The organism is Nocardia sp. NPDC050413 (assembly GCF_040655475.1).
Classification (GTDB): Bacteria; Actinomycetota; Actinomycetes; order Mycobacteriales; family Mycobacteriaceae; genus Nocardia; species Nocardia coubleae.
Window position 1 is genome coordinate 534,471 of sequence record NZ_JBFAJZ010000002.1, and the last position, 23,059, is coordinate 557,529.

The following is a 23,059-nucleotide window of genomic DNA, read 5'->3' on the forward strand; positions in this document are numbered from 1 at the left end:
TCGAATTCGATGACCACCTTGGAAATCAAGGACCTGCACGCGGAGATCACCACGCCGGAGGGTGAGTCCAAGCAGATCCTCAACGGCGTGAACCTGACCGTGAAGTCGGGCGAGACGCACGCCATCATGGGCCCCAACGGCTCGGGCAAGTCCACGCTGTCCTACGTGATCGCGGGTCACCCCAAATACACCGTCACCCAGGGCACCATCACCCTCGACGGTGAGAACGTGCTTGACATGTCGGTCGACGAGCGCGCCCGCGCCGGCCTGTTCCTGGCCATGCAGTACCCGGTCGAGGTCCCCGGTGTCTCGATGTCGAACTTCCTGCGCACCGCCGCCACCGCCGTGCGCGGTGAGGCGCCGAAGCTGCGCACCTGGGTCAAGGAAGTCAAGGAGTCGATGAAGGAGCTCGACATCGACTCGGCTTTCGCCGACCGCTCGGTGAACGAGGGCTTCTCCGGTGGCGAGAAGAAGCGCCACGAGGTCCTGCAGCTCGGCCTGCTCAAGCCGAAGATCGCGATCCTCGACGAGACCGACTCCGGCCTCGACGTCGACGCGCTGCGCATCGTCTCCGACGGCGTGAACCGCTACAAGGAGCGCGAGGACGGTGGCGTCCTGCTGATCACGCACTACACCCGCATCCTGCGCTACATCAAGCCCGACTTCGTGCACGTGTTCGTCAACGGCCGCATCGTGGCCGAGGGTGGCTCCGAGCTGGCCGAGGAACTCGACGCGAACGGGTACGTGCGCTTCACCTCCGCGACCACTGGAGCCTGACAACCATGACCGCTGTGTCCGTCTCGGGGTCGGCCCTCGACGTGGCCCGCATCCGGGCCGACTTCCCCATCCTGCACCGCACGGTGCGGGACGGGAAACCGTTGGTGTACCTGGATTCCGGTGCCACCTCGCAGCGCCCGCTGCAGGTACTCGACGCCGAGCGCGACTTCCTGCTCACCCGCAACTCGGCGGTGCACCGCGGTGCGCACCAGCTCGCCGAGGAGGCCACCGACTCCTATGAGGACGCGCGGGAGGTCATCGCGCGCTTCGTCGGTGCCGACGCGGGCGAGATCGTGTTCACCAAGAACGCGACCGAGTCGCTGAACCTGGTGGCCAACGCCTTCGGTGACGACCGGTTCCCGTACAAGGTCGGACCCGGCGACGAGATCGTGATCACCGAGCTCGAGCACCACGCGAATCTCGTTCCGTGGCAGGAACTCGCGCGTCGCACCGGTGCCACGCTCAAGTGGTACGGGGTCACCGACGACGGACGCATCGACCTGGACTCGCTCGAACTGTCGCCCGCGACGAAGGTTCTGGCGTTCACCCATCAGTCCAATGTCACTGGTGCGGTGGCTCCGGTCGCCGAATTGGTCCGGCGCGCAAAGGAAGTCGGCGCGCTGGTCGTGCTCGACGCCTGCCAGTCGGTGCCGCACCTCGGGGTGGACTTCCGTGAGCTCGGCGTCGATTTCGCCGCGTTCTCCGGTCACAAGATGTTCGGCCCGATGGGTGTGGGTGGCCTGTACGGCCGTCGGGCGCTGCTCGAGGAGACCCCGCCGTACATCACGGGTGGGTCGATGATCGAGACCGTCACCATGGAGAAGACCACCTACGCGCCGCCGCCGCAGCGCTTCGAGGCCGGCACCCCGATGACCTCGCAGGTCGTGGGATTGGCCGCCGCGGTGCGGTATCTCGAGAACCTCGGCATGGACGCCATCGCGGCGCACGAACATTCGCTCACCGCCGCGGCTCTCGACGGCCTGGGGGCGATCGAGGGTGTGCGCATCATCGGACCCACCGAGAACGTGGATCGCGGTGGCGCGGTGTCGTTCGTCGTCGACGGGGTACACGCCCACGACGTGGGCCAGATCCTCGACGACCAGGGTGTCGCCATCCGGGTCGGGCACCACTGCGCGTGGCCGCTGCACCGCCGCTTCGGTGTCGCCGCGACCGCGCGGGCGTCCTTCGCCGCCTACAACACGCTCGACGAGGTCGACGCACTGGTCACGGCCGTGCGGAAGGCTCAGACCTTCTTCGGAGTTGCATAGAACATGCGCATGGAGCAGATGTACCAGGAGGTGATCCTGGACCACTACAAGCACCCGCACCACCGCGGGCTGCGGGAACCGTTCGGTGCCCAGGTGCACCACGTGAACCCGACCTGCGGTGACGAGGTGACCCTGCGCGTGCACATCGACGACGCGGGCGAGGTCGCCGATGTCTCCTACGACGGTCAGGGCTGCTCGATCAGCCAGGCCGCCACCTCGATCCTCACCGACCAGGTGATCGGCCTGCCGGTGCAGCAGGCTTTGAAGGTGGTCGACTCCTACAGCGAGATGATCTCGAGCCGAGGCACCGTCGAGGGCGACGAGGACATGATCGGCGACGGCATCGCCCTCGCCGGTGTCGCCAAGTACCCCGCGCGCGTGAAGTGCGCACTGCTGGGGTGGATGGCGTTCAAGGACGCCGTCGTGCAGATCGCCTCGGCCGAAGAGACCAAGCCTGCCATGGGAAATGGGGAAGCGTGATGAGCGAGACCAAGGCTGCCGAAGCCACGACCGAAACCGCCGCGCCCACTCCCGAAGCGGAGTTGACGCCCGAACAGATCCAGCACATCGCCGACCTCGAAGAGGCGATGCGCGACGTGGTCGACCCCGAACTCGGGATCAACGTCGTCGACCTCGGCCTCGTCTACGGCATGTCCGTCGACGACGCCAACATCTGCACCCTCGATATGACGCTCACCTCGGCGGCCTGCCCGCTGACCGACGTCATCGAGGACCAGTCCCGCAACGCCCTGGTGCGCAGCGGCCTGGTCGAGGACCTGAAGATCAACTGGGTCTGGATGCCCCCGTGGGGTCCGGACAAGATCACCGACGACGGCCGCGAACAGCTGCGCGCCCTCGGCTTCACGGTCTAGACAACACTTTTCGCCGCAGGCCCGGGCCCCGCGTGGGTGCCGGGCCTGCGGCGTTTTCGCGTCCGTGTTCAAACGTGAAGTGCGTCACTCCGATTGGCGGCCGCTGGTCCGAAGTGGTCCACTTGTCGGTTCCGCGATCGCGGAACTGTTTGTCAGAGGAGAACTTTCGGATGAGTTTCATGGGTAAGGCCGGCTTCGCCGTCGCGGCGCTCGGTCTTGCGGCCGGGTCGGTTTTCGGCGCCGGTGCCGCGAACGCGCAGAGCATGTTCGGCGCGATCGCTTTCAGTACGACCGATTGGACCTACGGGTCGAGCAGTAGCTGGCCGAGTGAGCAAGAGGCGCGCGAGCAGGCGATCGCGAGCTGCGGCACCAACGGCGCCGCCGACTGCAAGGTCATGATCTCGTGGGCGAACGGCTGCGGCACGCTGGTCGTCAGCGACGACGGCGTCGCGGCCGCCTCCGGGCGCACCGCGGCCGAGGCGACGCGCGCGGCGTTCGAGCGGCTCTCCGAGCTCACCCCGACCGCGCAGCTCGCGAACTTCGGGTCCTCGGACCTGAGTGGCGCCAAGGTCGCCCGGGTGGTCTGCACCGCCAACGCGCGCTGATCGACCCTACGACGCGGGCCCGGATCCTCTCTCGTGATCCGGGCCCGTCGTTTTCTCCCGTCGGTGATACACCGAAGCCGGTGATGTGAGATTTCGCGTTTCGGTTGGCCTTTCACGCGAATTGCATGATGATCTGGAAAGTTCCGGACTTCCGGAACAGTTTCCAGAGGAGAACATTCGAATGAGTTTCAAGAGTAAGGCCGGCTTCGCCGTTGTGGCACTCGGCCTTGCGGCCGGGTCGGTGCTCGGTGCCGGTTCGGCGAGTGCGGCCGGTGACCAGTGGGGCGCCATGGCCGTGGACGCAGACTGGTCGAACTACGGCCGTTCGGTCGACTACCCCACCCGCGCCGAGGCCGAGGCCGCCGCACTGGATCAGTGCGGCGCGGACGGCTGCGCCATCGAGGTGTCCTGGGTGAACGGTTGCCTGGCCCTGGTGGAGAACGAGCAGTACATCGCCTGGGGCAAGGGCTCGAACCGCGCCGAGGCCGAGCGGGAGGCCTACCTCGCGCTCACCGAAGGCACCCCGCAGAACCTGCTCGTCAACCTCGGCTCGTCGCAGATGGCAGGCGGCACCGTGATCGAAACGGTCTGCACCACCAACGCGAGCTGAACGCCGTAGCGATCGAGCCCGGATCTCCGAGTGGATCCGGGCTCTTTTGCGTCGGTACCTTTACCCCAGGAGTTGGCTATTACCGAACTTTCGATGATGATCTGAAAGGTTCCGGACTTCCGGAACAGTTTCCAGAGGAGAACATTCGAATGAGTTTCATGAGTAAGGCCGGCTTCGCCGTTGTGGCACTCGGCCTTGCGGCCGGGTCGGTGCTGGGTGCCGGTTCGGCGAGCGCTGCGGGTGACCAGTGGGCGTCGGTCGCGCTGAGCGACAACGAGGCCATCTACGGCATCAGCGTGAACGAGGGCAGCGCCGAGGCCGCCATCGCCGCGGCGATCGCCGACTGCCACCTGGCCGACTGCAACGAGGTGATGACCTGGGCCAACGGCTGCGGCGTTCTGGTCCAGAGCAACGACGGCCTCGCGTGGGCGTCCGGTCCGACCCGGGCCGATGCCGAGCGCACGGCCTACGAGAGCCTGACCGAGCTGACCCCGACCGCCATGCTGGCCAACACCGGTTCGGCCAATCTGAGCGGCGCCCACGTCGTCGACGCGATCTGCACCGCCAACGCGCGCTGATCGACACGCAACACCGGGCCCGGATCCTCTCGCGGGATCCGGGCCCGTCGCGTTATCGGGCCGGTTCGGCCTCGAGCGCCGAGGCGATCCAGGCGCCGATCATGTCGGCGGTCTGGTCGATCACCACATCGCGGTCCAGACCCTCGTCTTCCATTTCCACCGACCGCAGCGCCGTGGCGAAACCGGCGTTGAGCACCACGAACGCCATGGTGTCGATATCGATGGTCTTGGTCGGGCCGAGCAGGTGGATCAGATACAGCTTGATGATCATGCGCAGCCGCGGCTCGAATTCGGGGATACCGCTGCCGTAGAAGTGCAGATCGGCGACCAGTGCCCGGACCAGGGGCCCGTTGGCGACGAGAATCTGCACGGCGGTGCGGATCACCTCGGCCACCGAATCGCGCGGTGTCTTGTCGGCGGCGACGGTGAGGAACTTGCTGTATCGGTCCTCCACCTGCAGAAAGAGGCTGTCGGTCAGTTCTTTCACGATCTCGTCGCGGTCGTTGAAATACCGGTAGAGCGTGCCGATGCTGATGCCCGCCTCGCTGGCGATCCGGTTGGTGGAGGTGTTGCCGATGCCGCGGGTGCCGAAAAGGTGAGCGGATACCTCCAGAATGCGTGCCCGCGTTTCCCGTGCCCGATCCTGTTTCGGACGTTTGCGCTGCTTATCGGCTTGTGGGGGCATCGGTGCACCTCGCGGGAAAGAGGAGTAGAAGGTGAGCGGTTACTCACCCTACAGTCATGTCACGAAGAAGACCTCGGTGTCGGCCATCACGTTGGGACAGGTACCGGGGAAGCAGCACCGAACGGTGTGAACGAGGAGGAGTCGACGATGACGATCCCAGTGGACAGGGGGCTGACATCCACGCTGGTAACCCATTTCGTGAACAACGTGGCGACCTGCCGGACGTTGCCCGGTGACGCGATCTCCGGCGAGGTGACCTCGGTGACGAGGATGTGCCTCGAGATCTGCGCCGGGTTGCTCGACGGGCGCGACGAGGAGGCCAAGCTGCATCGGCTCGCGGTAGCGGCGTCGGGGTGGGCCCGCGAGGGCGTGCCCATCGACACGATCCTGCACGCGCTGCACGAGGGTTTCCGGATCGGTTTCGACGCGGCCTGCGCCGGGATGAGCCTGCCCGACGAGTTCCGCCGGCTGATCGCGATCTCGGATGTCCTGTGCACCACCGTGACTCGCGCCTACATTCGCGAGCACCGCGAGATCGCCGGTGAGCACCACACCGCCGTGCACACGCTCACCTCCGCCCTGCTCGCCGGGCAGCCGACCATCACGATGGCCCGCGAGTGCGGGATCTCGGTGGCCGAATCGTATGCGGTACTTGCCCTTTCGATCGGGGAGCATCCCGACGAGCACGATGCCCGGCTGAACTCCTCGGTGGTCGCGCGGCGCAAGTTGCGCCGAGTACAGGCCGCGCTGGCGCACCGGTGCGGAGAGCAGGCGCTGTCGCTGCTGTCCGTCGACGGTGGCACGCTGCTCATTCCGGCCGACCTGCTCGCCGACGACCAGCTCGACGGCCTCGTCGAGGCCCTGTCGCGGGCCGCCCGCGTGGATGTGACGGCGGCGCTGGTGACTTCGCCCGCGGCCGAGATCCCCGATGCCGCGCAGCGCGCTCACGAACTGCTCGACATGGTGGAGCGGCTCGATTGCGAACCCGGTCTGTACCGCTTCGGCGATCTGGCGCTGGAATACCAGCTCACCCGCCCCGGTCCCGGCCGCGCCCGGCTCGGTGAACTGCTCGCCCCGCTGGACAAGCACCCCGAGCTGTACGAAACGCTGCGCGTGCACATCGCCAACAACATGAACCGGCAGCGCACGGCCCGCCTGCTGCACATCCACACCAACACCGTCGACTACCGGCTGCGGCGCGTCGCCCAGCTCACCGGGCTCGACCCGGCGCAGGCCTCGGGGCTGTGGCAGTTGCGGTCGGCGATGATCGCCCGCAGCTTCCACACCGGTCCGCGAGTGCCCACCGAGCAGGTGGCCTCGACCGGCCTCGGCGGCCCGGTGGGTACCAGCGGCCCGCGCCGGGCCCGGCCGGACGCCGAGGTCTGTCCCGGACCGGGACTCGGCGGCGTGCGCTCGGCCTAGCTCCGCGCACCGGGTCATTCAGCGGCGCAACACCTTCCGGGCCAGCCAGTTGCCGAGGAACTGGACGGCCTGGACGCCGGCGATGATGATCAGGACGGCGACGAGGGTGACCTCCCATCGGAACTGCTGGTAGCCGTAGACGATGGCGAAGTCGCCCAGTCCGCCGCCGCCGACGGTGCCCGCCATGGCGGAGATGTCGACGATCGCGATCACCACGAAGGTGTAGCCGAGGATCAGCGGGCCGAGCGCCTCCGGGATCAGCAGCGTGAGGATGATGCGCAGCGGACCCGCACCCGCCGCGCGGGCCGCTTCGATCACCCCGGGGTCGACGGTGACGAGGTTCTGTTCCACGATGCGGGCGATGCCGAACGAGGCGGCCACGATCATCACGAACAGCGCCGCCTCGGAGCCGATGGTCGTGCCGACCACCTCGAGGGTGACCGGGCCGAGCGCGGCCAGCAGGATGATGAACGGAATCGGGCGCACCACGTTCACGATCACATTGAGCACCAGATGGATCGGACTGTTGGCGAGCAGGCCGCCCTTGCGGGTGGTGTAGAGCGCGGTGCCGAGTACCAGGCCGATCAGGCCCGCGACGACGAACGTGACGCCGACCAGGTAGACGGTGGTCCCGATGGACTCGAACAGGATGGGGCGCAGTTTCTCCCAGTCGGTGTCCATCTCAGCCCTTCCGTTCCAGATCGGCGACGACGCGATCCACCGCGTCGTCGGGTCCGTGCAAGGCCAGGGTGAGGCTGCCGAAGGTCTTGTCCTGCAGCGTGCTCACGCCGCCGTAGACGATCTCGAAGCGCACATCGGCGGCGGTCGCGGCGGCCAGCGCCGCACCGATGCCACTGTGGTCGTCGACGTCGACGGTGACCAGCCTGCCGCCGTGCAACTCCCGCAGCCGGTCGAGTTCGCGGGCATCGGGCCGGTTGTGCAGCACGGTGCCGACAAACGAACGCGTCGACTCGGCCCGCGGTGCCGCGAAAACATCGAAGGTAGGCGCCAATTCGACGATCCGGCCCTCGGCGAGCACCGCGACCCGGTCGGCGACCGCGCGGATCACATCCATCTCGTGGGTGATCACCACGATGGTCACCCCGAGTTCGGCGTTGACCTTCTTCAGCAGTCGCAGCACCTCACCGGTGGTTTCCGGGTCGAGCGCGGAGGTCGCCTCGTCGGCGAGCAGCAGCGACGGGGACGTGGCCAGCGCCCTGGCGATTCCCACGCGCTGCTTCTGCCCACCCGAGAGCTGATCGGGATAGGCACGGGCCTTGTCGGTGAGACCGACGAATTCCAGCAGTTCGGCTACCCGCGCCCTGCGTTCGGCGCGCTTCCAGCCCGCCACTTTCAGCGGGTACTCCACATTGCCCGCGGCCGTGCGCGATCGGAAGAGGTTGAACTGCTGGAACACCATGCCGATATCGCGGCGCAGCGTGCGCACGGCCGACTCGGGCACCCCGGTGATCGGGGTGCCCGAGATCGTGACGGTGCCCGACGTCGGCTTCTCCAGAGCATTGATCAACCGCACCAGAGTGGACTTGCCCGCACCGGAATAGCCGATCACCCCGAAGATCTCACCGTGCTCGATGCGCAGATCGATACCGTCGAGCGCGACGTGCTCGTCCGCGCCGCTGCCGAATACCTTGGTGACCGAACGGAATTCGACAGCGGCGGCGGAACTCACCGGTTCGCCCGGATGCCCTGCTGCACCCGGTCGAGGATCTGTTCGAGCTCGGCGCTCGGTCGCGTCACGGCGACCGCGGTGTTCTTGGTGACCTCGGCATGGGCGGCGGCCACGGCCGGGTCCTTCCAGATCTCGACCAGCTTCAGATAGGTCGGGTTGGTCTTGTCCTCCGCACGGGTGACGATCACATTGATGTACGGCTCGGCGGCCGGATTCTTCGGATCGTCCTTGTACAGCGCCGAATGCGGGTCGATGCCGGAGCGCTCGAGGAAGGTGTTGTTGATCACCGAACCGTCGACCGAGGCCAGCGAGAGCGCGGTCTGCGCGGCGTCGACCGGGGTCACCTTCACCTTGGACGCGCCCTTGTCGATGTCGGCCGGTGTGGGTTGGGCCGAGGTTCCGGTGAGTTTCAGCAGACCGGCGGCCTGCAGTACGAACAGGGCGCGGGCCTGGTTGGTCGGGTCGTTGGGGATCGCGATCTCGCCGCCCTGCGGGAGGTCGGCCACTGCCTTGTGCTTCTTGGAGTACAGGCCGAGCGGCACGATGTAGGTCGAACCGATCGGGGTCAGCGTGTCCGAGCTCGCCACGTTGTACTGGCCGAGGAACTGCAGGTGCTGGAAGAGATTGACGTCGATCTGCTTCTGCGACAGCGCCGCGTTGGGCTGCTGGTAGTCGGAGAAGTTGGTGATCTTCAGCGTGATGCCCTGCTCCGCGGCCTTCTGCTCGAACACATCCCAAGCCTTGTCCTTGTCGGTGGTGCCGATCCGGACGACAGTGCCCGATTCCGCGTCGCCCGAGCCGCATGCCGTGAGGGTCAGGGCAGCGGTTGCCATGAGGACCGGGATCGCCAGTACCCGACGGAATTTCACTTGTACTCCCGAATTGCTCGCCATTGATGAACTCGGTCATCCAAGCCGCGCCCACCCCTCCCCGACAACGGTTCGAATTGCCTCGAGCCAAACCCTCACCAATAGTTGGACGCCCGTCTAACTTGCGGGCCTTGCAAGGCATGGGTCTCCTGCTCGGCGCGCTCGGTGCCGCCACGAAAAGCCCTTGGCACGTAGCTCGAGCGGCATATATAGTTCACCTGACCAAAACTACGGATGGAGTGGGCCGTGCGATCGGTCGAAGAATTGTGTGCGCCTGTCGAGCAGGGAATCGTGCCGAAATATCTACTGTTCTGGGGACATCGGCCGCGTGTGGACGGGACGCTCGGCTCGGGCTGCCTGAGTCAATGGTGGCCCGCGCCCTTCTCGGTCGACGGGGAGCGGTTCGCCACCGCCGAGCACTACATGATGTGGCGTAAGGCGCTGCTGTTCGGCGATTCCGAGGCAGCCGGGCGAGTACTCGAGGTGGCCCATCCCGCCGAGGCGAAGAAGATGGGCAGGCTCGTCCGCGGGTTCGATCAAAGTATTTGGGAAGAAGCGCGATTCGACATCGTCGTGGCGGGCAGTGTGGCCAAGTTCGGATCGGATGCGGGGTTGCGGTCGTATCTGGCGGGCACGGCGGGCCGGGTGCTCGTGGAGGCGAGTCCGCTGGACCGGGTGTGGGGGATCGGGCTGTCGGCGACGGACGAGCGGGCGGGTGATCCCGCGCGATGGCGAGGGCTGAATCTGCTGGGGTTCGCGTTGATGCGGGCGCGCGAGGAACTCGCTGGGTAGAGCTATTCGGGAAAGGTATTTCTCGGTGGGGCTGTGGGCGTTCATGATTGAGGGTGGTCCCGGATGGGACCGAACTTTCGATGGGGAGAATTCTGATGTCTGTTGTGGGCAAGTACGCCCTCGGTGTGGCCGCCGTGTCCGCGGTGGCCGCCTTCACGGTGGTCGCCGCGGGTCCGGCCTCCGCCGGTGCCAGCGGTGTGGCGATCGCCGAAGCGCCCGGTTACACCGCAGTGTCACGTGATGGCGGTTTCCAGGCCGCCGCCGGTGACCTCTACGGCGCGCTCGCGCTGTCGTCGGAGGAGGCCGTGGTCGCGTCGGCGGTGAACTACGGCAGCTGGGCCGACGCCCAGCACGCCGCCCTCGCCGAATGCGGCGTGTGGGACTGCCAGGTGGTCGTCTCGTTCCGCAATGCCTGCGGTGCGGTGGCCCAGGGCGCCGACTACCGGTTCGGCTGGTCGTGGGACCACTCGCTGGCCGCCGCCGAGCGTTCGGCGGTGGATGTGCTCGGTCTGAGCGCCCCGCCGTTCCCCGACCTGGGCTCGGCGTCGCCGCGTCCGGCGCGGGTCATCCTGTCCGCCTGCACGGCGAACGTCTGACGGATTGCTCGAGAAGGGGCGCGAACCGAAGGGTTCGCGCCCTTTTTCATCGTCGCGGGTGGTCGAGCGACAGACGGCCGCGCCGGACGAGATCGTGTTTGGCGATCGGCGGCAGCGGGTCGTCGGCCGGTGTCTCGGGGTTGGTGCGAACCAGCAGGGTGACGGTCGCGGCGGGCACGAAACCGCTGCGCCGCATCAGCGCCGCCGAGGCGCCGTTGCGCTCCTCCACGTCGGTGACGATGTGCTGGGCACCGCGCGCGAACAACGCCTCCGAGCAGACGTCGACCAACCGCCGGGCGATGCCGCGCCCCTGCATATCCGGCGCCACCGCGATCCACTCGAGGTAGGCCCAGTCGTCACGGTGCTCGAACTCCATCGAACCGAGCACGAAACCGACCACCCGATCGGAGTCCAGGGCCACCCAGCAGGCATTGTCGGGGCTGTCCAGATGCTCGGCGACGGCCGTCAGCGACCAGGACGTATACGGCTTGGTCGTCGTGTCGAAAACCTGATGCCCGAGGTCGAGGACCTGACGCAGGTGCCCAAGACCCATCGGTACGACGGCGATCGCTCGGTCCATGGGGCCAGTGTGCCTTAGGCCCCCTTGCGGGCCGTGGACTTGCTCGCCGTGGATTTGCTCGCCGCCTTGCGCGGTGCCGCTTTCTTGGCCGCGGCCTTCTTCGCCGGCTTCTTCTTCGGGGCGGCCGACTCGCCGTCCCGCCGCCCGCTCGCCTCGAGGCTGCGCTGCAAGGCGGCCACCAGATCGACCACCTCGGCATCGGGCTGTTCGGCCGGTTCGGCGGCGGTCGATTCGACCTTGCCGGTGCCGCTGGCGATCGCCTCGTCCAGCAATTTCTGCAATTCGATCTGGTATTCGTCGGTGTATTCGCCCGGATCGAAATCACCCGACATCGACTCGACCAGTGTTTCGGCCATCTTCAATTCCTGCGGCCGCGGAGTCGGCGCGTCCTCGAGCGACGGGAAGTCGACCGCGCGCACCTCGTCGGGCCACAGCAATGTCTGCAGCACCAGCACGCCCTCACGCACGCGCAGCGCCGCCAACCGGGTCTTCTGCCGCAACGTGAAATGCACGAGTGCCGTCTTGTCGATCCGTTCGAGTGTCGCGGCCAGCAGCTGATACGCCTTCGGTGTCGCCGAATCGGGTTCCAGGTAATAACTCTTGTCGAACAGCACGGGGTCGATCTGATCCGACGGCACGAATTCCAGCACCGGGATCTCGTGTTTCTCCGCCGCGGGCAACTTGGCGAAGTCCTCGTCGGTGAGCACGACCTGATCGCCGTCGGGTGACACATATGCCTTGTCGATATCGGAATACTGCACCGATTTGCCGCACACCTGGCAGACCCGGTCGTATTTGATCCGGCCCCCGTCCTTGGCGTGGACCTGATGAAACCGGATGTCATGGTCCTCGGTCGCGGTATAGACCTTGACCGGGACATTGACCAGCCCGAAAGCGATCGAGCCCTTCCAGATCGACCTCATAGACCCCATCATGATCGATTCGTGCTCCCGGGGCGAGCGGGCGATGCACAACCGGTGCCCCGTCGTAATGCGCGAGCGCTTGATTCCATGAACGGTCTGGTCAAATTGTGGGCGTGCGCGCTGAGTTGATCGTTTGTGGGTTGGGGCCCGCGGGCAGGGCCGTGGCCCACCGGGCGGCCGTGCGGGGTTTGTCGGTGGTGGCGATCGATCCGCGTCCGGAACGGACATGGACGGCGACCTACGCGGCGTGGGCGGACGAGCTTCCGCAGTGGGTGGGGGACGAGACTTTCGCCGGGGACGGAGTGGACCCGACGGTGTGGGCGATGGGGGAGCACCGGATCGGGCGGGCGTACCGGGTGTTCGATACGCCGCGGTTGCAGAACGCCCTGGCGGTGGACGGGGTGCGGGTGATCGCGGACCGGGTCACCCAGGTGGACGCGCGGGCGGGCTCGGTGCGGACGGCGGGCGGGCAAGTGTTCCACGGCCGAGTGGTCGACGCGCGGGGAGTCGGGCGCGCGCCGGAGCTGGCCGAGCAGACCGCCTACGGGGTGATTATCGAAGCGGACGAGCCCTGCGTGTTCATGGACTGGCGGCTCGATAACGGTGCCGGACCCGACGAACCCCGGTCGTTTCTCTACACGGTGCCGGTGGCCAAGGGCCGGATGCTGTTCGAGGAGACATGCCTTGCCGGGCGCCCGGCACTGACACCCGAGCTGTTGCGCACGCGACTGGAACACCGGCTCCGGCAACGCGGCATCGAACTCGACGGCACGGAACCGGTTGAGCGGGTGCGGTTCCCGGTGGAAGGCGGCAAGCCCGGCGGCGGCCGGTTCGGAGCCGCGGGCGGCCTGATCCACCCCGCCACCGGATACAGCGTCGCCGCCTCGCTCGCCGCCGCCGACACCGTCGTCGCGGGCAACCGGTTGTGGACCGCACGCGCACGCGCGGTCGCGGCCCTGCGCCGGGCCGGGCTACGGTCGCTGCTGGCTCTCCCGCCCCGCGACGTACCGGTCTTCTTCGAGGCGTTCTTCGATCTCCCCGCGGCCAGGCAGCGCTCGTACCTGTCCGGTTACGACGATCTGACCGGCACCCTCGCCGCGATGGCAACCCTGTTCGCAGGCCTTCCGCCTCGGGTCCGGCGCACCCTGGCGACCTCCTCGCTCGGACTCGGCTGAGCGACAGCGGTAACGGGGATATCGGAGCGACGGCGCGAACGTCGCGGTGTTGCTAACATCGCCGGGCGAACGCGCCGACCCGCCAGCAGGATCGGGCCGACGAGGCGGGCCGACCGGGTGACACCGAATACCGCACGTCGAGATGCGTGCCGCAGTGTTGCTCGACGAGACAGGGGTATACCGGTGTTCGAATTCACCAAGCGGCGTGGCCGCTGGGTGCTCGGTGTTTTCGCGGTGCTCGCGCTGGTGCTCGGAGCACTCGGCGCGACGCTGTTCGACCGGGTGGAGGGCGGCGGTTACACCGACAGCGGCAGCGAGTCCAGCCGGGCGCTCGACGTGCTGCGCGACGAATTCGGCCAGGGCCCACCGAATCTGGTGCTGCTGGTGGAAACCGAGGACTCGGTCGACGACCCCGAGTCCACCGCCGCCGCGACAGCGCTCGTCGCCAACCTGCAGGAACGCGCCGGCATCACCGACGTGTTGTCCTACTGGACGACCCACCAGCCCGCGCTGCGCAGCATCGACAACAAACAGGGCCTGATCGTGGCCACGGTCCTCGGCAGCGAACGCGAGATCGACGAACGGGTCGCCGCCGTCGCCGCCGATCTCGCGGGCACCCAGGGCGAACTGCGGGTCCGCGTGGGCGGTTTCGCGATGCTCATGCACGAGACCGTCGAACAGAGCAAGACCGACATCGTCAAGGGCGAGGCCATCGCGTTCCCGCTCACGCTGCTGGCGCTGCTGTTCGTGTTCGGTGGGCTGGTCGCGGCGAGCCTGCCGCTGCTGGTCGCCGTGGTCACCGTGCTGATGACGATGGGCACGCTGTGGTTGCTCGCGGTGTTCACCCCGCTCGCGGTCACCGCGACCAATGTGGCGACCCTGCTCGGGCTCGGCCTGGCCATCGACTACAGCCTGCTGATCGTCAACCGCTACCGCGACGAACTCACCGAGGGCCGCAACCCGGCCGACGCGGTGCGCGCCACCCTGCGCACGGCGGGCCGCACCGTCGCGTTCTCCGCGCTCACCGTCGCGGTGGCGCTGGCGGGTCTGGTGTTCTTCCCGCTGCTGGCCATCCGGTCGATGGGGTACGCGGGCGTGATCGTCGCGGGCCTGGCCGCCGTGGTCTCGCTGACCGTGCTGCCCGCGATCCTGCTGCTGCTCGGCACCAATATCGACCGTGGTCAGCTCGGTTGGTGGTTCCTGCGCGCGCCTCGGCCCGCTCCGGGCGAGGGCGCCTGGCACAAACTGGCCACCGCCGTCATGGGCAAACCGATCCCGATCGGGCTCGCCGTCGCCGCGGTGCTGTTGCTGCTGGGCACCCCGTTCCTCGGGGTGAAACTCGGCTTCCCGGACGAACGGGTGCTTCCTCCGTCGATGAATTCGCGGCAGGTCGCCGAGACCGTGCAGCGCGACTTCGGCGACCGCGACCAGGACACCCTGGTCGCGGTCCTGCCCGACAGTGCCTACAGCGCCGAGGGATTGGACGCCATCGCGCGCACGATGTCGGACCTGGACAACGTGCGCCGCGTCGACACCGCGACCGGCAGCTACGCGCAGGGCGGGCGGCTGGCCGAACCGACCGCGCTCAATGCCCGCTTCCGGGCCGAGCGAGCCGCCTACCTGTCGATCGTCCCGTCCACCGGTGACAGCCACGAACTCGGCACTCTGGTGGAACAGCTTCGCGCTGAGGACGTTCCGAGCGAGATCCTGATCGGCGGGGTCGCGGCGGCCAATGTCGACTCGGTCAACGCCATCGAAGACGCCCTGCCATGGGCGCTCGCCTTCGTGGTGATCCTGATGCTGATCGTGCTGTTCCTGCTCACCGGCAGCGTGGTGCTCCCGGTGCTCGCGGTGATCCTCAGCGCGCTCAGCCTCACCGCCACCTTCGGCGCGCTGGTCTGGATCTTCCAGGACGGGCACCTGTCGGGAGTGCTCGGCTTCACCGTCACCGGTGACCTCTCGGCCACCGTTCCGGTGATGCTGTTCGCCGCCGCGTTCGGCCTGGCGATGGACTACCAGGTGTTCCTGCTCTCGCGCATCCGCGAGGAGTACGACCGCACCGGCAAGAACGAGGCGGCCGTCGCGCTCGGCCTGGAACGGATCGGGCGCATCGTCACCGCGGCCGCCATCCTGATCTCGCTGGTGTTCCTCGGTTTCCTGGCCTCCGACATCACCTTCATGAAGGCATTCGGCATCGGTTTGCCGCTGGCGGTGATCGTGGACGCCACCCTCGTCCGCGGGTTCCTGCTGCCCGCCGCGATGAAGGTGCTCGGCCAGGCCAACTGGTACGCACCGGACTTCCTGCGCAGGCTGCACGACCGGTGGGGTCTCGACGAGGGTGGCTCGCGCGCGAATCACCCGGTGCCGGTGCGTGATCCGCTCGGCGTCACCGGAAAGCCGACCGTCGAGGTGATCGACCCGCTCGCCCGCGCCGAGGCCGAACGCGCCGCCGCCAAGGGCGACGATCCGCTCGCGCGCGCCGAGGCCGAGCGTGCCGCCGCCAAGGGTGACGAGGCGCTGGCGGGCGCCCGCGAAGACTGAGCGGGGTGGGGGCGAGCCTGCCCCCACCCCCGGTTTCAGATGCCGCCGGTGGCCAGCAGCCCGCCGTCGACGCGAACACAGTCGCCGGTGATCCAGGACGCCTCGTCCGACACCAGGAAGGTGATCAGGCGCGCCACGTCCTCGGGGGAGCCCAGGCGCTTCATCGGATACACGCTCGCCGCCCGTTCCTCGTCGGCGGAGAACAGGGCATCGGCGAACTTGGTCTTCACCACACCGGGCGCCACCGCGTTCACCCGGATGTTCGGGCCGAGCTGCCACGCCAGTTCCTCGGTGAGCCGGATCAGCGCCGCCTTGGAGGCACCGTAGGCCGAGATCACCCCCGAGGAGCGGATACCGGCCACGCTCGCCACGTTCACCACCGCACCGCCGTGCTCAGCCATCCACGCCTTGTAGGCCTGCTGGACATAGCCGAGCGCGGCCACGACGTTCACGTCGAAGATCTTGCTCACGGCACCGAGATCGGCGTCCATCAGCGCACCGAACACCGGGTTGATGCCGGTGTTGTTGATCAGGATGTCGAGCGAACCGAACTCGGTGACCGCCCGGGACACGGCCTCCGCCCGCGCGTCGGCATCACCGGAGTTGCCCGCGACGGTGCTCACCTGGCCCTTGTGCCCGAGGGCGCGCAACTCCTGCGCGGCGGCTTCCAGCGGTTCGGGTTTGCGGGCGGTGATCAGCACATTCGCGCCCGCGCGCAGCAGTTCGGCGGCCGTCGCCAAGCCGATGCCCCGGCTGGCGCCGGTGACGAGAGCGGTACGGCCAACTAGATCGGTAGTCATGCGACGAGAGTAACCACGCTCACATCCGTCGGCGCCAGGTTCGAGGCGCCGGCGGCGGGGCGGTAAAATAAGTGGTTCTTGCCGGAACCGTCGGTGCACCATGGAGGCGGTTCGGCGACCATCTGCTTTCGACATCGAGGAGAAGCTCTGTGATCACGGCGACCGACCTGGAGGTCCGGGCCGGAGTCCGCACCCTGCTCTCGGCCCCCGGGCCGGCGCTGCGGGTGCAGTCCGGCGACCGGATCGGACTGGTCGGGCGCAACGGCGCGGGCAAGACCACCACCCTGCGCATCCTCGCGGGTGAGGGCGAGCCCTACGCCGGGAAGATCACGCGCTCCAGCGAGATCGGTTACCTGCCGCAGGATCCCAAGGAGGGCGATCTCGACGTGATCGCCCGCGACCGGGTGCTGTCGGCCCGCGGTCTCGACGCGCTGATCCGCGACATGGAAAAGCAGCAGCTGCGCATGGCCGAGGTCGCCGACGACGCCGAACGCGAGAAGGCCATCCGCAAGTACGGGCGCCTGGAAGACCAGTTCTCCTCCCTCGGCGGCTACGTCGCCGAGAGCGAGGCGGCGCGCATCTGCAACAGCCTCGGCCTGCCCGACCGGATCCTCGACCAGCAGCTGCGCACCCTGTCCGGTGGTCAGCGCCGCCGCATCGAGCTGGCCCGCATCCTGTTCTCCGCCTCCGACGGCAGCGGCGGGCGCTCCGACCGCATCCTGCTGCTCGACGAGCCGACCAACCACCTCGACGCCGACTCCATCACCTGGCTGCGCGGGTTCCTGCAGAACCACGACGGCGGCCTCATCGTCATCAGCCACGACGTGGACCTGCTCGACGCCGTGGTCAACAAGGTGTGGTTCCTCGACGCCGTGCGTGGTGAGCCCGACGTGTACAACATGGGCTGGAAGAAGTACCTCGACGCCCGCGCCACCGACGAGCAGCGCCGCGTCCGCGAGCGCGCCAACGCGGAGAAGAAGGCGAGCGCGCTGCGTCAGCAGGCCGCCAAGCTCGGCGCCAAGGCCACCAAAGCCGCTGCGGCACACCAGATGGTGCGTCGTGCCGAACGGTTGATCTCCGAACTCGACGACGTGCGCGTGGCCGACAAGGTGGCCCGCATCCGGTTCCCCGAACCCGCGCCGTGCAGCAAGACTCCGCTCATGGTCAAGGACCTGACCAAGCTCTACGGTTCGCTCGAGATCTTCACCGGCGTGAACTTCGCCGTGGACAAGGGATCTCGCGTGGTGGTGCTCGGCCTCAACGGCGCCGGTAAGACGACCATGCTGAAACTGCTCGCCGGGGTGGAGACGCCGACCGCCGGTGGTGTCGAACAGGGCCGTGGTCTCAAGGTCGGCTACTTCGCCCAGGAACACGACACCCTCGACGACCAGGCGACGGTGTGGGAGAACATCCGCCACGCCTCCCCGGACGCGGGCGAACAGGAACTGCGAAGTCTGCTGGGCGCCTTCATGTTCAGCGGCCCGCAGCTCGAGCAGCCTGCGGGCACCCTGTCCGGTGGTGAGAAGACCCGTCTCGCCCTGGCCGGTCTCGTCTCCTCGGCGGCCAATGTGCTGCTGCTCGACGAGCCGACCAACAACCTCGACCCGGTCTCGCGCGAACAGGTCCTCGACGCGCTGCGCACCTACGCGGGCGCGGTGGTGCTGGTGACCCACGACCCGGGCGCGGCCGAGGCGCTGAACCCGGAACGGGTGATCCTGCTGCCCGACGGCACCGAGGACCACTGGTCGGCCGAGTACGCCGAACTCATCGATCTCGCCTGAGCAGAACCCGCCTTCGGCACGGAGATCGGTGTGTCGCGAGGGAACTCGCGGGGTTTTCGTGAGGTTCGTCACTGTTTTTCGTTGATCACCGGGTGCGGAGTGTCTAGCCTGGAATGAGCTGCTCGGCGACTCGGAGGAAGCCATGAGCGACAGTGCGAGACAGGCCGCTCGATCGGCCAAGGCAACATCGACAGGCAAGACCGCGCTGGGGAAGGGCACCCGGGTCACGGGTAAGTCCCGTGACAGGTTGCAGTCCCAGCTGAAGAAGCAGTACGAGGCGGGTGCCAGCATCCGCTCCCTGGCCAGGGCGACCGGCCGCTCGTACGGCTTCATTCACAATGTGCTGGTCGAATCGCATGTCGAGCTGCGCGGGCGCGGCGGCGCCAACCGCAGGAAGAATCCTGCCGATTGATCACCAGCCGGGTACCGCTCCGTCACCCTGCACCAGCAGATTCGCCAGGCTGGTGAACAGGGGCAGTCCCGTCTTGATCTCCAGGTAGGCGAACTGGCCCTGCGGATTCACCTCGAGGAAGTAGTACTCGCCGTCGACGCCCAAGCGCAGGTCTACCACGCCGAAACTCAGGCCGAGCGCGCCCATCAGCGTGGCCAGCGACTTGCTCACCGAGGCGGGCAGCCGGTCGGGTGCGAACGCCACCGAGGTGTCGAGCCGCGAATCGACGCGGCCGACACCTGCCTGAGAATCGATGCGCACCGCCCATTCGACGCCGTCGACCCACACCACCCGCAGATCGCAGGTGGCGTCCACGTAATCCTGGAAGGTCGTCGGCGTCGAACGGATCGAGGTGAGCCGGCCCAGCTCGGGGCGGGTGATGATGCGTGTCTCGGAGAACTCGCCACGGCCCGTGCCGGTGCGTTTGTAAACCACGGGCACCGAACGGGATTCGACGAAACTGCGGGCCTCGTCCGGGTCGTTGGTGACGAGTGTTTCCGGGACGGCGAAACCGGCCCGGTGTGCCGTTTCGAGTTGCACGATCTTGCGGCTCGCGGTGCGTTCGGCGGCCGGGTCGTTCACCCAGTAGGCCGGGATCGACCAGAGCATCCCCTGGAGGAAACCGTCGCATTCCGCTTGGCGGAATTCGTCGTCGGCGGCGCGCACGCCGTGTGGGACGCGGCACGGGTGCGGCCTGCGCCACCACACCGCGCGCACGTCGTCCAGGCCGTGCACATGCGATAACGCCCGATTCGTTCCGGCCTTGTCGAGACGGAAACTACCTGTCTCGGAAGGGAAGTCGCGCAGGTCGAGCCGGATGGGATCGAGGCGGTGGTGCTCGCGCAACGTGACGGCGAGTGCGTCGGCGTGCAGGTCGTCGGTTTCGGAGACGATGAGCACCGCGTCGGTCGCGCGTTCCATGACTGTGTCGGCCGTTTCAGTCGAGACTGTCGCAGTTGATGCCGTCGTGGAAGGTGAACGTCGCCCCTGAGGTGCCGCCACGCTCGGCGATCCGCAGTTTCGCCGCCCAGCTGCGGGTGGCTTCGGCGAGCTGCTCGTCGCCTAGGGCCTCCGACGGCGCCTGGGCCAGCGTGATGGGTCGTTCGACGAGCTCCACGCGCATCCGACGGGTGAAATCCGCGGTGGCGCCGGGCCGGATGTCGACCTGCACCTGCCGCCCCTCCGCCGCGCGCTCCTCGGTGAGCCGCAGGATGTCGCGGCGATCGAAGGTCCAGGTCCCGCCGTCGACGCGGACCGAGACATCGCGCTCGGACTCGGCCACCAGCTGTCCGCGCAAGGCGGGGCCCCGGCTTCGGGACGACGCGGTAGCGGGGAGGTGGATGGCGTCGGTCATGGGCACTCACTCCGATCATCTCGTCTGCTCGCGATTTGCCAGAACCCCTCTAGGCGCTTCGGATCATAACGTGAGCGAACCTTTCACCGAGGCCGTTCGCGAGATTTACGGAGCGCCGGGCAAACCGCCGAGCGGCGCGTGATCGCCTAGCAGGACGAGAATTTCGGGCAACCGCAGCGCGCGCAGGTCCCTGACACGGGCAATCGATCAGCAAACGAAAACAGCAACGGCGCGTCAGGCACCCCGGCGAAGTTGCCGACCGATACCTGCCGCGCCGTCCGCTGCTGATCACGCAGTCCCGCGGCGCCAGCCGCTATGTCACAGCCCGAGGATTTCGGGGTTCTCGGCGAGGGAGCGGAAGTGGCCTGCGGGGTCGGCGACGAGTCGGCGGGTGGTCAGGTCCATCGCGCCCGCGGTGACGGTGATCTCGGCGGCGACTGTGCCGTCGAGTTTGATGATCTGGTGGTGGAAGCGGAACACCTTCTCGCCGTCGCGCCAGTCGAAGGCGCAGGTCACGGTGACTTCGTCGCCGCCGCGCAGTTCGCGCTTGTACTTGATCGTCGACTCGAGCACCACCGCGCCGATGCCGCTGGCGATGAACTTGTCCTGCGGGATGCCTGCCGCGCGCAGGAGTTCCCAGCGCGCGTGCTCACCGTACTGGTGGTAGACGGCGTGGTTCAGGTGGCCTTGGGTGTCGAGCTCGTAGCCGCGGACGAGGACCGGTACCGAGAACGTCATACAGCGTACAACCGGCGCCTTCGCGCGGAATGTTCCCGATTCCGATGCAACCTCGCCCACATTCGCGTCACCCGCGTATAGGTCAGCGGCGCTGGGCGTTGCGTTCGGCTGTCCAGGCGGGCGCGTCGATGAAGTAGTTGTCGAATTCCGCTTGGGCGGCGAGGAATTCGGTGTGGTCCGCCGTGCCCTTCGCGAGCCGGTCGAGCAGGCGGAAGTAGTCGAATCGCTGCACGCCCGGCATGAGCGCGATGAGGATGCGGGCCCCGCTGTCGGGGGTGGCGCCGAAGGCGTGTGGCATGTGCCGGGGGACGACGAGCGATCCGCCCGCGCCGACGGTGAGGATGCGGTCGCCCGCCATCACCTGCAGTTCGCCGTCGGCGATGTAGAACAGCTCGTCGGAGCGGGTGTGATAGTGCGGTGCGGCCCCGTCGGCGCCCTGGTCGAGGGTTACTTCCACCGTGCTCACCGTGCCGTCGCTGGCCTCGGAATCGGTGAGCAGTCGTACGCGGACGCGGTCGTTGCCCAGTGTCTCGGCGTCCTCGGGTAGGCAGAGGGCGATATCACGGGTGTCCATGACGGTTCCGTTCGTCGGTTGATAATTCGCTATCGAACTATATCGTGTCGAATAGAATCCTGTCCATGGATGAATCGACCGCCGATGCCGTAGACGCGATCGCCGCACAGTGGCGCCGCGAACGGCCCGACCTCGACCTGGCCGCGATGGCGGTGTTCGGCAGGCTCGGTCGACTGCTGAACGTCGCCACAGCCCGTATCGAATCCGTGTTCACCGCGCACGGACTGCAGCGCGGGGAGTTCGATGTGCTTGCCGCGCTTCGCCGTTCGGGTGCGCCGTTCGAACTCAATCCCTCGGTGCTCGCGGACACCCTGATGTTGTCGCGCGCGGGCATGACCGGACGGATCGACCGGTTGGAGGCGGCGGGGCTGGTGCGGCGCATCGCGGATCGAGTGGATCGGCGGGCCGTGCGGGTGGCACTCACCGAGGAAGGTCGAGAACTGGTCGACCGGGTCGTCGTCGCGCACACCGAGAACGAGACGGCCATGCTGTCGGTGCTGGACCGCGACGATCAGGTAGCGCTCGACAGGATCGCGCGAAAGTTGTTGGGAGAGTGGGAGAGCGAGCCCGATCCCACTCCGGGGGATGAAGGTACGCGGTCTTCCCGCTGAGCGCTCGGGTGGCCATGGAGGCGGGAATCGAACCCGCGGCATCCGTCCTGCGGAAGTCGGCGCTCTACCGACTGAGCTACTCCATGGCCGGGACGAGCGTATCTCAGTCCTCTTTGCGGCGTACCGACGCCTCGACGAGATCCAGTACGGCGGAAAGGTTTTCGTCGGTGTGGCCCGAGGCGATGCGGGCGATGAGGCCGTCGAGGACCAGATCGAGGTAGCCGAGCAGGACGTCGGTGGGGACGTCGTCGCGCAGGGCGCCCGCGGCTTTGCGGCGCTCGAGGCGGGCCAGCGTCGCGGCGGTGAGCTCAGCGGAGCGCTGGGTCCAGCCCGCGCGGAAGTCGGGATCGGTACGCACACGGCGGGCGATCTCGAGGCGGGTGCCCAGCCAGTTGAATTCCTCGGGGCGGGCGAGCATATCGCGCATCACCTGCACGATGCCCTGATTCGCGGCGACCTCGGCCATCCGTTCGGCATCGTCCTTGGCCAGCGCGAAGAACAGGGCGTCCTTGTCCCGGAAGTGGTGGAAGATGGCGCCGCGGGACATGCCGATGGCCTCCTCCAGACGGCGCACCGTGGCGCCCTCGTAGCCGAATTCGGCGAAGCAGCGCCGGGCACCGTCGAGGATCTGGCTGCGGCGGGCGGCGAGGTGGTCGTCGCTGACCTTGGGCATGATTCCTCCAGTGACGCCATATGCGGACCCCCGCCCCGGAACACCGAGGCGGGGGACTCACAGCACGAAGAGCATCCGAGCGGATGCCCTTGCG

At 67.7% G+C, this 23,059-nt stretch carries 27 protein-coding genes and 1 tRNA gene; 15 read left to right on the forward strand and 13 right to left on the reverse strand.

All coding sequences use genetic code 11. The features are described from left to right. Nucleotides 1–9: 9 nt before the first annotated feature. The 7 genes from sufC to AB0I19_RS08500 all read left to right on the forward strand — a co-directional run bounded on the left by sufC (nt 10) and on the right by AB0I19_RS08500 (nt 4,710). Nucleotides 10–777 carry a Fe-S cluster assembly ATPase SufC gene (gene sufC, locus AB0I19_RS08470; RefSeq protein WP_067636002.1) on the forward strand — a complete coding sequence of 256 codons (768 nt, stop codon included), beginning with the start codon at nt 10–12 and terminating at the stop codon, nt 775–777. A gap of 5 nt (nt 778–782) precedes the next feature. Beyond that, nucleotides 783–2,045 carry a cysteine desulfurase gene (locus tag AB0I19_RS08475; protein WP_357146112.1) on the forward strand — a complete coding sequence of 421 codons (1,263 nt, stop codon included), beginning with the start codon at nt 783–785 and terminating at the stop codon, nt 2,043–2,045. Nucleotides 2,046–2,048: 3 nt separating this feature from the next. Next, entirely contained in the window at nt 2,049–2,525 is a 477-nt protein-coding gene (gene sufU, locus AB0I19_RS08480; RefSeq protein WP_357146115.1) for a Fe-S cluster assembly sulfur transfer protein SufU, read from the forward strand. Then, nucleotides 2,525–2,917 (forward strand): metal-sulfur cluster assembly factor, encoded by a 393-nt coding sequence (locus tag AB0I19_RS08485; RefSeq protein WP_357146118.1) that lies wholly within the window; start codon nt 2,525–2,527, stop codon nt 2,915–2,917. Before sufU ends, AB0I19_RS08485 begins: the two co-directional genes overlap by 1 nt. A gap of 170 nt (nt 2,918–3,087) precedes the next feature. Then, the gene (locus AB0I19_RS08490; protein WP_181698061.1) at nt 3,088–3,522 is read left to right on the forward strand and encodes a DUF4189 domain-containing protein; all 435 of its coding nucleotides are present in this window, start codon (nt 3,088–3,090) and stop codon (nt 3,520–3,522) included. A gap of 181 nt (nt 3,523–3,703) precedes the next feature. Further along, entirely contained in the window at nt 3,704–4,132 is a 429-nt protein-coding gene (locus AB0I19_RS08495) for a DUF4189 domain-containing protein (protein WP_357146121.1), read from the forward strand. Between the two features lie 149 nt (nt 4,133–4,281). Next, entirely contained in the window at nt 4,282–4,710 is a 429-nt protein-coding gene (locus AB0I19_RS08500; RefSeq protein WP_067635991.1) for a DUF4189 domain-containing protein, read from the forward strand. Nucleotides 4,711–4,762: 52 nt separating this feature from the next. Here the strand turns inward: AB0I19_RS08500 and AB0I19_RS08505 are convergent, their stop codons facing one another. Further along, nucleotides 4,763–5,395, reverse strand: a complete 633-nt coding sequence (locus tag AB0I19_RS08505) for a TetR/AcrR family transcriptional regulator (RefSeq protein WP_067493714.1) — start codon at nt 5,393–5,395, stop codon at nt 4,763–4,765. Between the two features lie 147 nt (nt 5,396–5,542). On the opposite strand from AB0I19_RS08505, the gene AB0I19_RS08510 reads away from it, so the two are divergent. Further along, the gene (locus tag AB0I19_RS08510) at nt 5,543–6,817 is read left to right on the forward strand and encodes a helix-turn-helix domain-containing protein (protein ID WP_357146124.1); all 1,275 of its coding nucleotides are present in this window, start codon (nt 5,543–5,545) and stop codon (nt 6,815–6,817) included. A gap of 18 nt (nt 6,818–6,835) precedes the next feature. Here AB0I19_RS08510 and AB0I19_RS08515 read toward each other — a convergent pair whose 3' ends face one another. From AB0I19_RS08515 to AB0I19_RS08525, 3 genes are read right to left on the reverse strand one after another with little or no spacing between them, the layout of a single operon-like run. Continuing rightward, nucleotides 6,836–7,498, reverse strand: coding sequence for a methionine ABC transporter permease (locus AB0I19_RS08515; RefSeq protein ID WP_357146126.1), 663 nt, complete (start codon nt 7,496–7,498; stop codon nt 6,836–6,838). A 1-nt stretch (nt 7,499) separates the two neighbouring features. Next, nucleotides 7,500–8,507, reverse strand: coding sequence for a methionine ABC transporter ATP-binding protein (locus AB0I19_RS08520; RefSeq protein WP_357146129.1), 1,008 nt, complete (start codon nt 8,505–8,507; stop codon nt 7,500–7,502). After that, nucleotides 8,504–9,400 carry a MetQ/NlpA family ABC transporter substrate-binding protein gene (locus tag AB0I19_RS08525; RefSeq protein WP_357146132.1) on the reverse strand — a complete coding sequence of 299 codons (897 nt, stop codon included), beginning with the start codon at nt 9,398–9,400 and terminating at the stop codon, nt 8,504–8,506. Before AB0I19_RS08525 ends, AB0I19_RS08520 begins: the two co-directional genes overlap by 4 nt. Before the next feature lie 222 nt (nt 9,401–9,622). Between AB0I19_RS08525 and AB0I19_RS08530 the strand changes: the two genes are divergently transcribed. Together AB0I19_RS08530 and AB0I19_RS08535 are read left to right on the forward strand one after the other, a co-directional pair. After that, entirely contained in the window at nt 9,623–10,168 is a 546-nt protein-coding gene (locus AB0I19_RS08530; protein ID WP_357146135.1) for an NADAR family protein, read from the forward strand. Between the two features lie 95 nt (nt 10,169–10,263). Then, complete coding sequence (locus tag AB0I19_RS08535; RefSeq protein ID WP_357146138.1) at nt 10,264–10,764, forward strand: DUF4189 domain-containing protein; 501 nt, start codon at nt 10,264–10,266, stop codon at nt 10,762–10,764. 46 nt (nt 10,765–10,810) lie between these two features. Here AB0I19_RS08535 and AB0I19_RS08540 read toward each other — a convergent pair whose 3' ends face one another. Next, nucleotides 10,811–11,344 carry a GNAT family N-acetyltransferase gene (locus AB0I19_RS08540; RefSeq protein WP_357146140.1) on the reverse strand — a complete coding sequence of 178 codons (534 nt, stop codon included), beginning with the start codon at nt 11,342–11,344 and terminating at the stop codon, nt 10,811–10,813. A 14-nt stretch (nt 11,345–11,358) separates the two neighbouring features. Next, nucleotides 11,359–12,267, reverse strand: a complete 909-nt coding sequence (locus AB0I19_RS08545) for a Ku protein (protein ID WP_357146143.1) — start codon at nt 12,265–12,267, stop codon at nt 11,359–11,361. Between the two features lie 113 nt (nt 12,268–12,380). Here AB0I19_RS08545 and AB0I19_RS08550 point away from each other — a divergent pair, with 113 nt between their 5' ends. Continuing rightward, nucleotides 12,381–13,442, forward strand: coding sequence for a lycopene cyclase family protein (locus AB0I19_RS08550; protein WP_357146145.1), 1,062 nt, complete (start codon nt 12,381–12,383; stop codon nt 13,440–13,442). A 183-nt stretch (nt 13,443–13,625) separates the two neighbouring features. After that, on the forward strand, nt 13,626–15,983 hold the full coding sequence (locus tag AB0I19_RS08555) for an MMPL family transporter (protein WP_357146148.1): 2,358 nt from the start codon (nt 13,626–13,628) through the stop codon (nt 15,981–15,983). A gap of 35 nt (nt 15,984–16,018) precedes the next feature. Here AB0I19_RS08555 and AB0I19_RS08560 read toward each other — a convergent pair whose 3' ends face one another. Beyond that, nucleotides 16,019–16,783, reverse strand: coding sequence for an SDR family oxidoreductase (locus AB0I19_RS08560; protein ID WP_067493730.1), 765 nt, complete (start codon nt 16,781–16,783; stop codon nt 16,019–16,021). A gap of 149 nt (nt 16,784–16,932) precedes the next feature. Between AB0I19_RS08560 and AB0I19_RS08565 the strand changes: the two genes are divergently transcribed. Both AB0I19_RS08565 and AB0I19_RS08570 read left to right on the forward strand, forming a co-directional pair. Further along, complete coding sequence (locus AB0I19_RS08565) at nt 16,933–18,564, forward strand: ABC-F family ATP-binding cassette domain-containing protein (RefSeq protein WP_067493732.1); 1,632 nt, start codon at nt 16,933–16,935, stop codon at nt 18,562–18,564. 142 nt (nt 18,565–18,706) lie between these two features. Beyond that, nucleotides 18,707–18,976: a helix-turn-helix domain-containing protein gene (locus AB0I19_RS08570; protein WP_084456389.1), complete on the forward strand. Its 270-nt coding sequence runs from the start codon at nt 18,707–18,709 to the stop codon at nt 18,974–18,976. On the opposite strand, the gene AB0I19_RS08575 is transcribed toward AB0I19_RS08570, so the two are convergent. The 4 genes from AB0I19_RS08575 to AB0I19_RS08590 all read right to left on the reverse strand — a co-directional run bounded on the left by AB0I19_RS08575 (nt 18,977) and on the right by AB0I19_RS08590 (nt 21,681). Continuing rightward, nucleotides 18,977–19,936 carry a hypothetical protein gene (locus tag AB0I19_RS08575; protein WP_357146153.1) on the reverse strand — a complete coding sequence of 320 codons (960 nt, stop codon included), beginning with the start codon at nt 19,934–19,936 and terminating at the stop codon, nt 18,977–18,979. A 16-nt stretch (nt 19,937–19,952) separates the two neighbouring features. Next, nucleotides 19,953–20,369, reverse strand: coding sequence for a hypothetical protein (locus AB0I19_RS08580; RefSeq protein WP_357146156.1), 417 nt, complete (start codon nt 20,367–20,369; stop codon nt 19,953–19,955). 318 nt (nt 20,370–20,687) lie between these two features. Beyond that, nucleotides 20,688–21,107 carry an acyl-CoA thioesterase gene (locus AB0I19_RS08585; RefSeq protein ID WP_067635978.1) on the reverse strand — a complete coding sequence of 140 codons (420 nt, stop codon included), beginning with the start codon at nt 21,105–21,107 and terminating at the stop codon, nt 20,688–20,690. Nucleotides 21,108–21,189: 82 nt separating this feature from the next. Beyond that, nucleotides 21,190–21,681 (reverse strand): cupin domain-containing protein, encoded by a 492-nt coding sequence (locus AB0I19_RS08590; protein ID WP_357146159.1) that lies wholly within the window; start codon nt 21,679–21,681, stop codon nt 21,190–21,192. 65 nt (nt 21,682–21,746) lie between these two features. On the opposite strand from AB0I19_RS08590, the gene AB0I19_RS08595 reads away from it, so the two are divergent. After that, nucleotides 21,747–22,292 (forward strand): MarR family transcriptional regulator, encoded by a 546-nt coding sequence (locus tag AB0I19_RS08595; protein ID WP_357146161.1) that lies wholly within the window; start codon nt 21,747–21,749, stop codon nt 22,290–22,292. A gap of 9 nt (nt 22,293–22,301) precedes the next feature. Here the strand turns inward: AB0I19_RS08595 and AB0I19_RS08600 are convergent. Next, nucleotides 22,302–22,378, reverse strand: a tRNA-OTHER gene (locus AB0I19_RS08600). Nucleotides 22,379–22,395: 17 nt separating this feature from the next. After that, on the reverse strand, nt 22,396–22,965 hold the full coding sequence (locus AB0I19_RS08605) for a helix-turn-helix domain-containing protein (protein WP_357146164.1): 570 nt from the start codon (nt 22,963–22,965) through the stop codon (nt 22,396–22,398). Between the last annotated feature and the right edge of the window lie 94 nt (nt 22,966–23,059).

Bases quoted from the DNA above. Each gene is read 5' to 3' on its own strand.
- sufC (WP_067636002.1), top strand. From the start codon at position 10: ATGACCACCTTGGAAATCAAGGACCTGCACGCGGAGATCACCACGCCG.
- AB0I19_RS08475 (WP_357146112.1), top strand. From the start codon at position 783: ATGACCGCTGTGTCCGTCTCGGGGTCGGCCCTCGACGTGGCCCGCATC.
- sufU (WP_357146115.1), top strand. From the start codon at position 2,049: ATGCGCATGGAGCAGATGTACCAGGAGGTGATCCTGGACCACTACAAG.
- AB0I19_RS08485 (WP_357146118.1), top strand. From the start codon at position 2,525: ATGAGCGAGACCAAGGCTGCCGAAGCCACGACCGAAACCGCCGCGCCC.
- AB0I19_RS08490 (WP_181698061.1), top strand. From the start codon at position 3,088: ATGAGTTTCATGGGTAAGGCCGGCTTCGCCGTCGCGGCGCTCGGTCTT.
- AB0I19_RS08495 (WP_357146121.1), top strand. From the start codon at position 3,704: ATGAGTTTCAAGAGTAAGGCCGGCTTCGCCGTTGTGGCACTCGGCCTT.
- AB0I19_RS08500 (WP_067635991.1), top strand. From the start codon at position 4,282: ATGAGTTTCATGAGTAAGGCCGGCTTCGCCGTTGTGGCACTCGGCCTT.
- AB0I19_RS08505 (WP_067493714.1), bottom strand. From the start codon at position 5,395: ATGCCCCCACAAGCCGATAAGCAGCGCAAACGTCCGAAACAGGATCGG.
- AB0I19_RS08510 (WP_357146124.1), top strand. From the start codon at position 5,543: ATGACGATCCCAGTGGACAGGGGGCTGACATCCACGCTGGTAACCCAT.
- AB0I19_RS08515 (WP_357146126.1), bottom strand. From the start codon at position 7,498: ATGGACACCGACTGGGAGAAACTGCGCCCCATCCTGTTCGAGTCCATC.
- AB0I19_RS08525 (WP_357146132.1), bottom strand. From the start codon at position 9,400: ATGGCGAGCAATTCGGGAGTACAAGTGAAATTCCGTCGGGTACTGGCG.
- AB0I19_RS08535 (WP_357146138.1), top strand. From the start codon at position 10,264: ATGTCTGTTGTGGGCAAGTACGCCCTCGGTGTGGCCGCCGTGTCCGCG.
- AB0I19_RS08540 (WP_357146140.1), bottom strand. From the start codon at position 11,344: ATGGACCGAGCGATCGCCGTCGTACCGATGGGTCTTGGGCACCTGCGT.
- AB0I19_RS08545 (WP_357146143.1), bottom strand. From the start codon at position 12,267: ATGAGGTCGATCTGGAAGGGCTCGATCGCTTTCGGGCTGGTCAATGTC.
- AB0I19_RS08560 (WP_067493730.1), bottom strand. From the start codon at position 16,783: ATGACTACCGATCTAGTTGGCCGTACCGCTCTCGTCACCGGCGCCAGC.
- AB0I19_RS08570 (WP_084456389.1), top strand. From the start codon at position 18,707: ATGAGCGACAGTGCGAGACAGGCCGCTCGATCGGCCAAGGCAACATCG.
- AB0I19_RS08575 (WP_357146153.1), bottom strand. From the start codon at position 19,936: ATGGAACGCGCGACCGACGCGGTGCTCATCGTCTCCGAAACCGACGAC.
- AB0I19_RS08580 (WP_357146156.1), bottom strand. From the start codon at position 20,369: ATGACCGACGCCATCCACCTCCCCGCTACCGCGTCGTCCCGAAGCCGG.
- AB0I19_RS08585 (WP_067635978.1), bottom strand. From the start codon at position 21,107: ATGACGTTCTCGGTACCGGTCCTCGTCCGCGGCTACGAGCTCGACACC.
- AB0I19_RS08590 (WP_357146159.1), bottom strand. From the start codon at position 21,681: ATGGACACCCGTGATATCGCCCTCTGCCTACCCGAGGACGCCGAGACA.
- AB0I19_RS08595 (WP_357146161.1), top strand. From the start codon at position 21,747: ATGGATGAATCGACCGCCGATGCCGTAGACGCGATCGCCGCACAGTGG.
- AB0I19_RS08605 (WP_357146164.1), bottom strand. From the start codon at position 22,965: ATGCCCAAGGTCAGCGACGACCACCTCGCCGCCCGCCGCAGCCAGATC.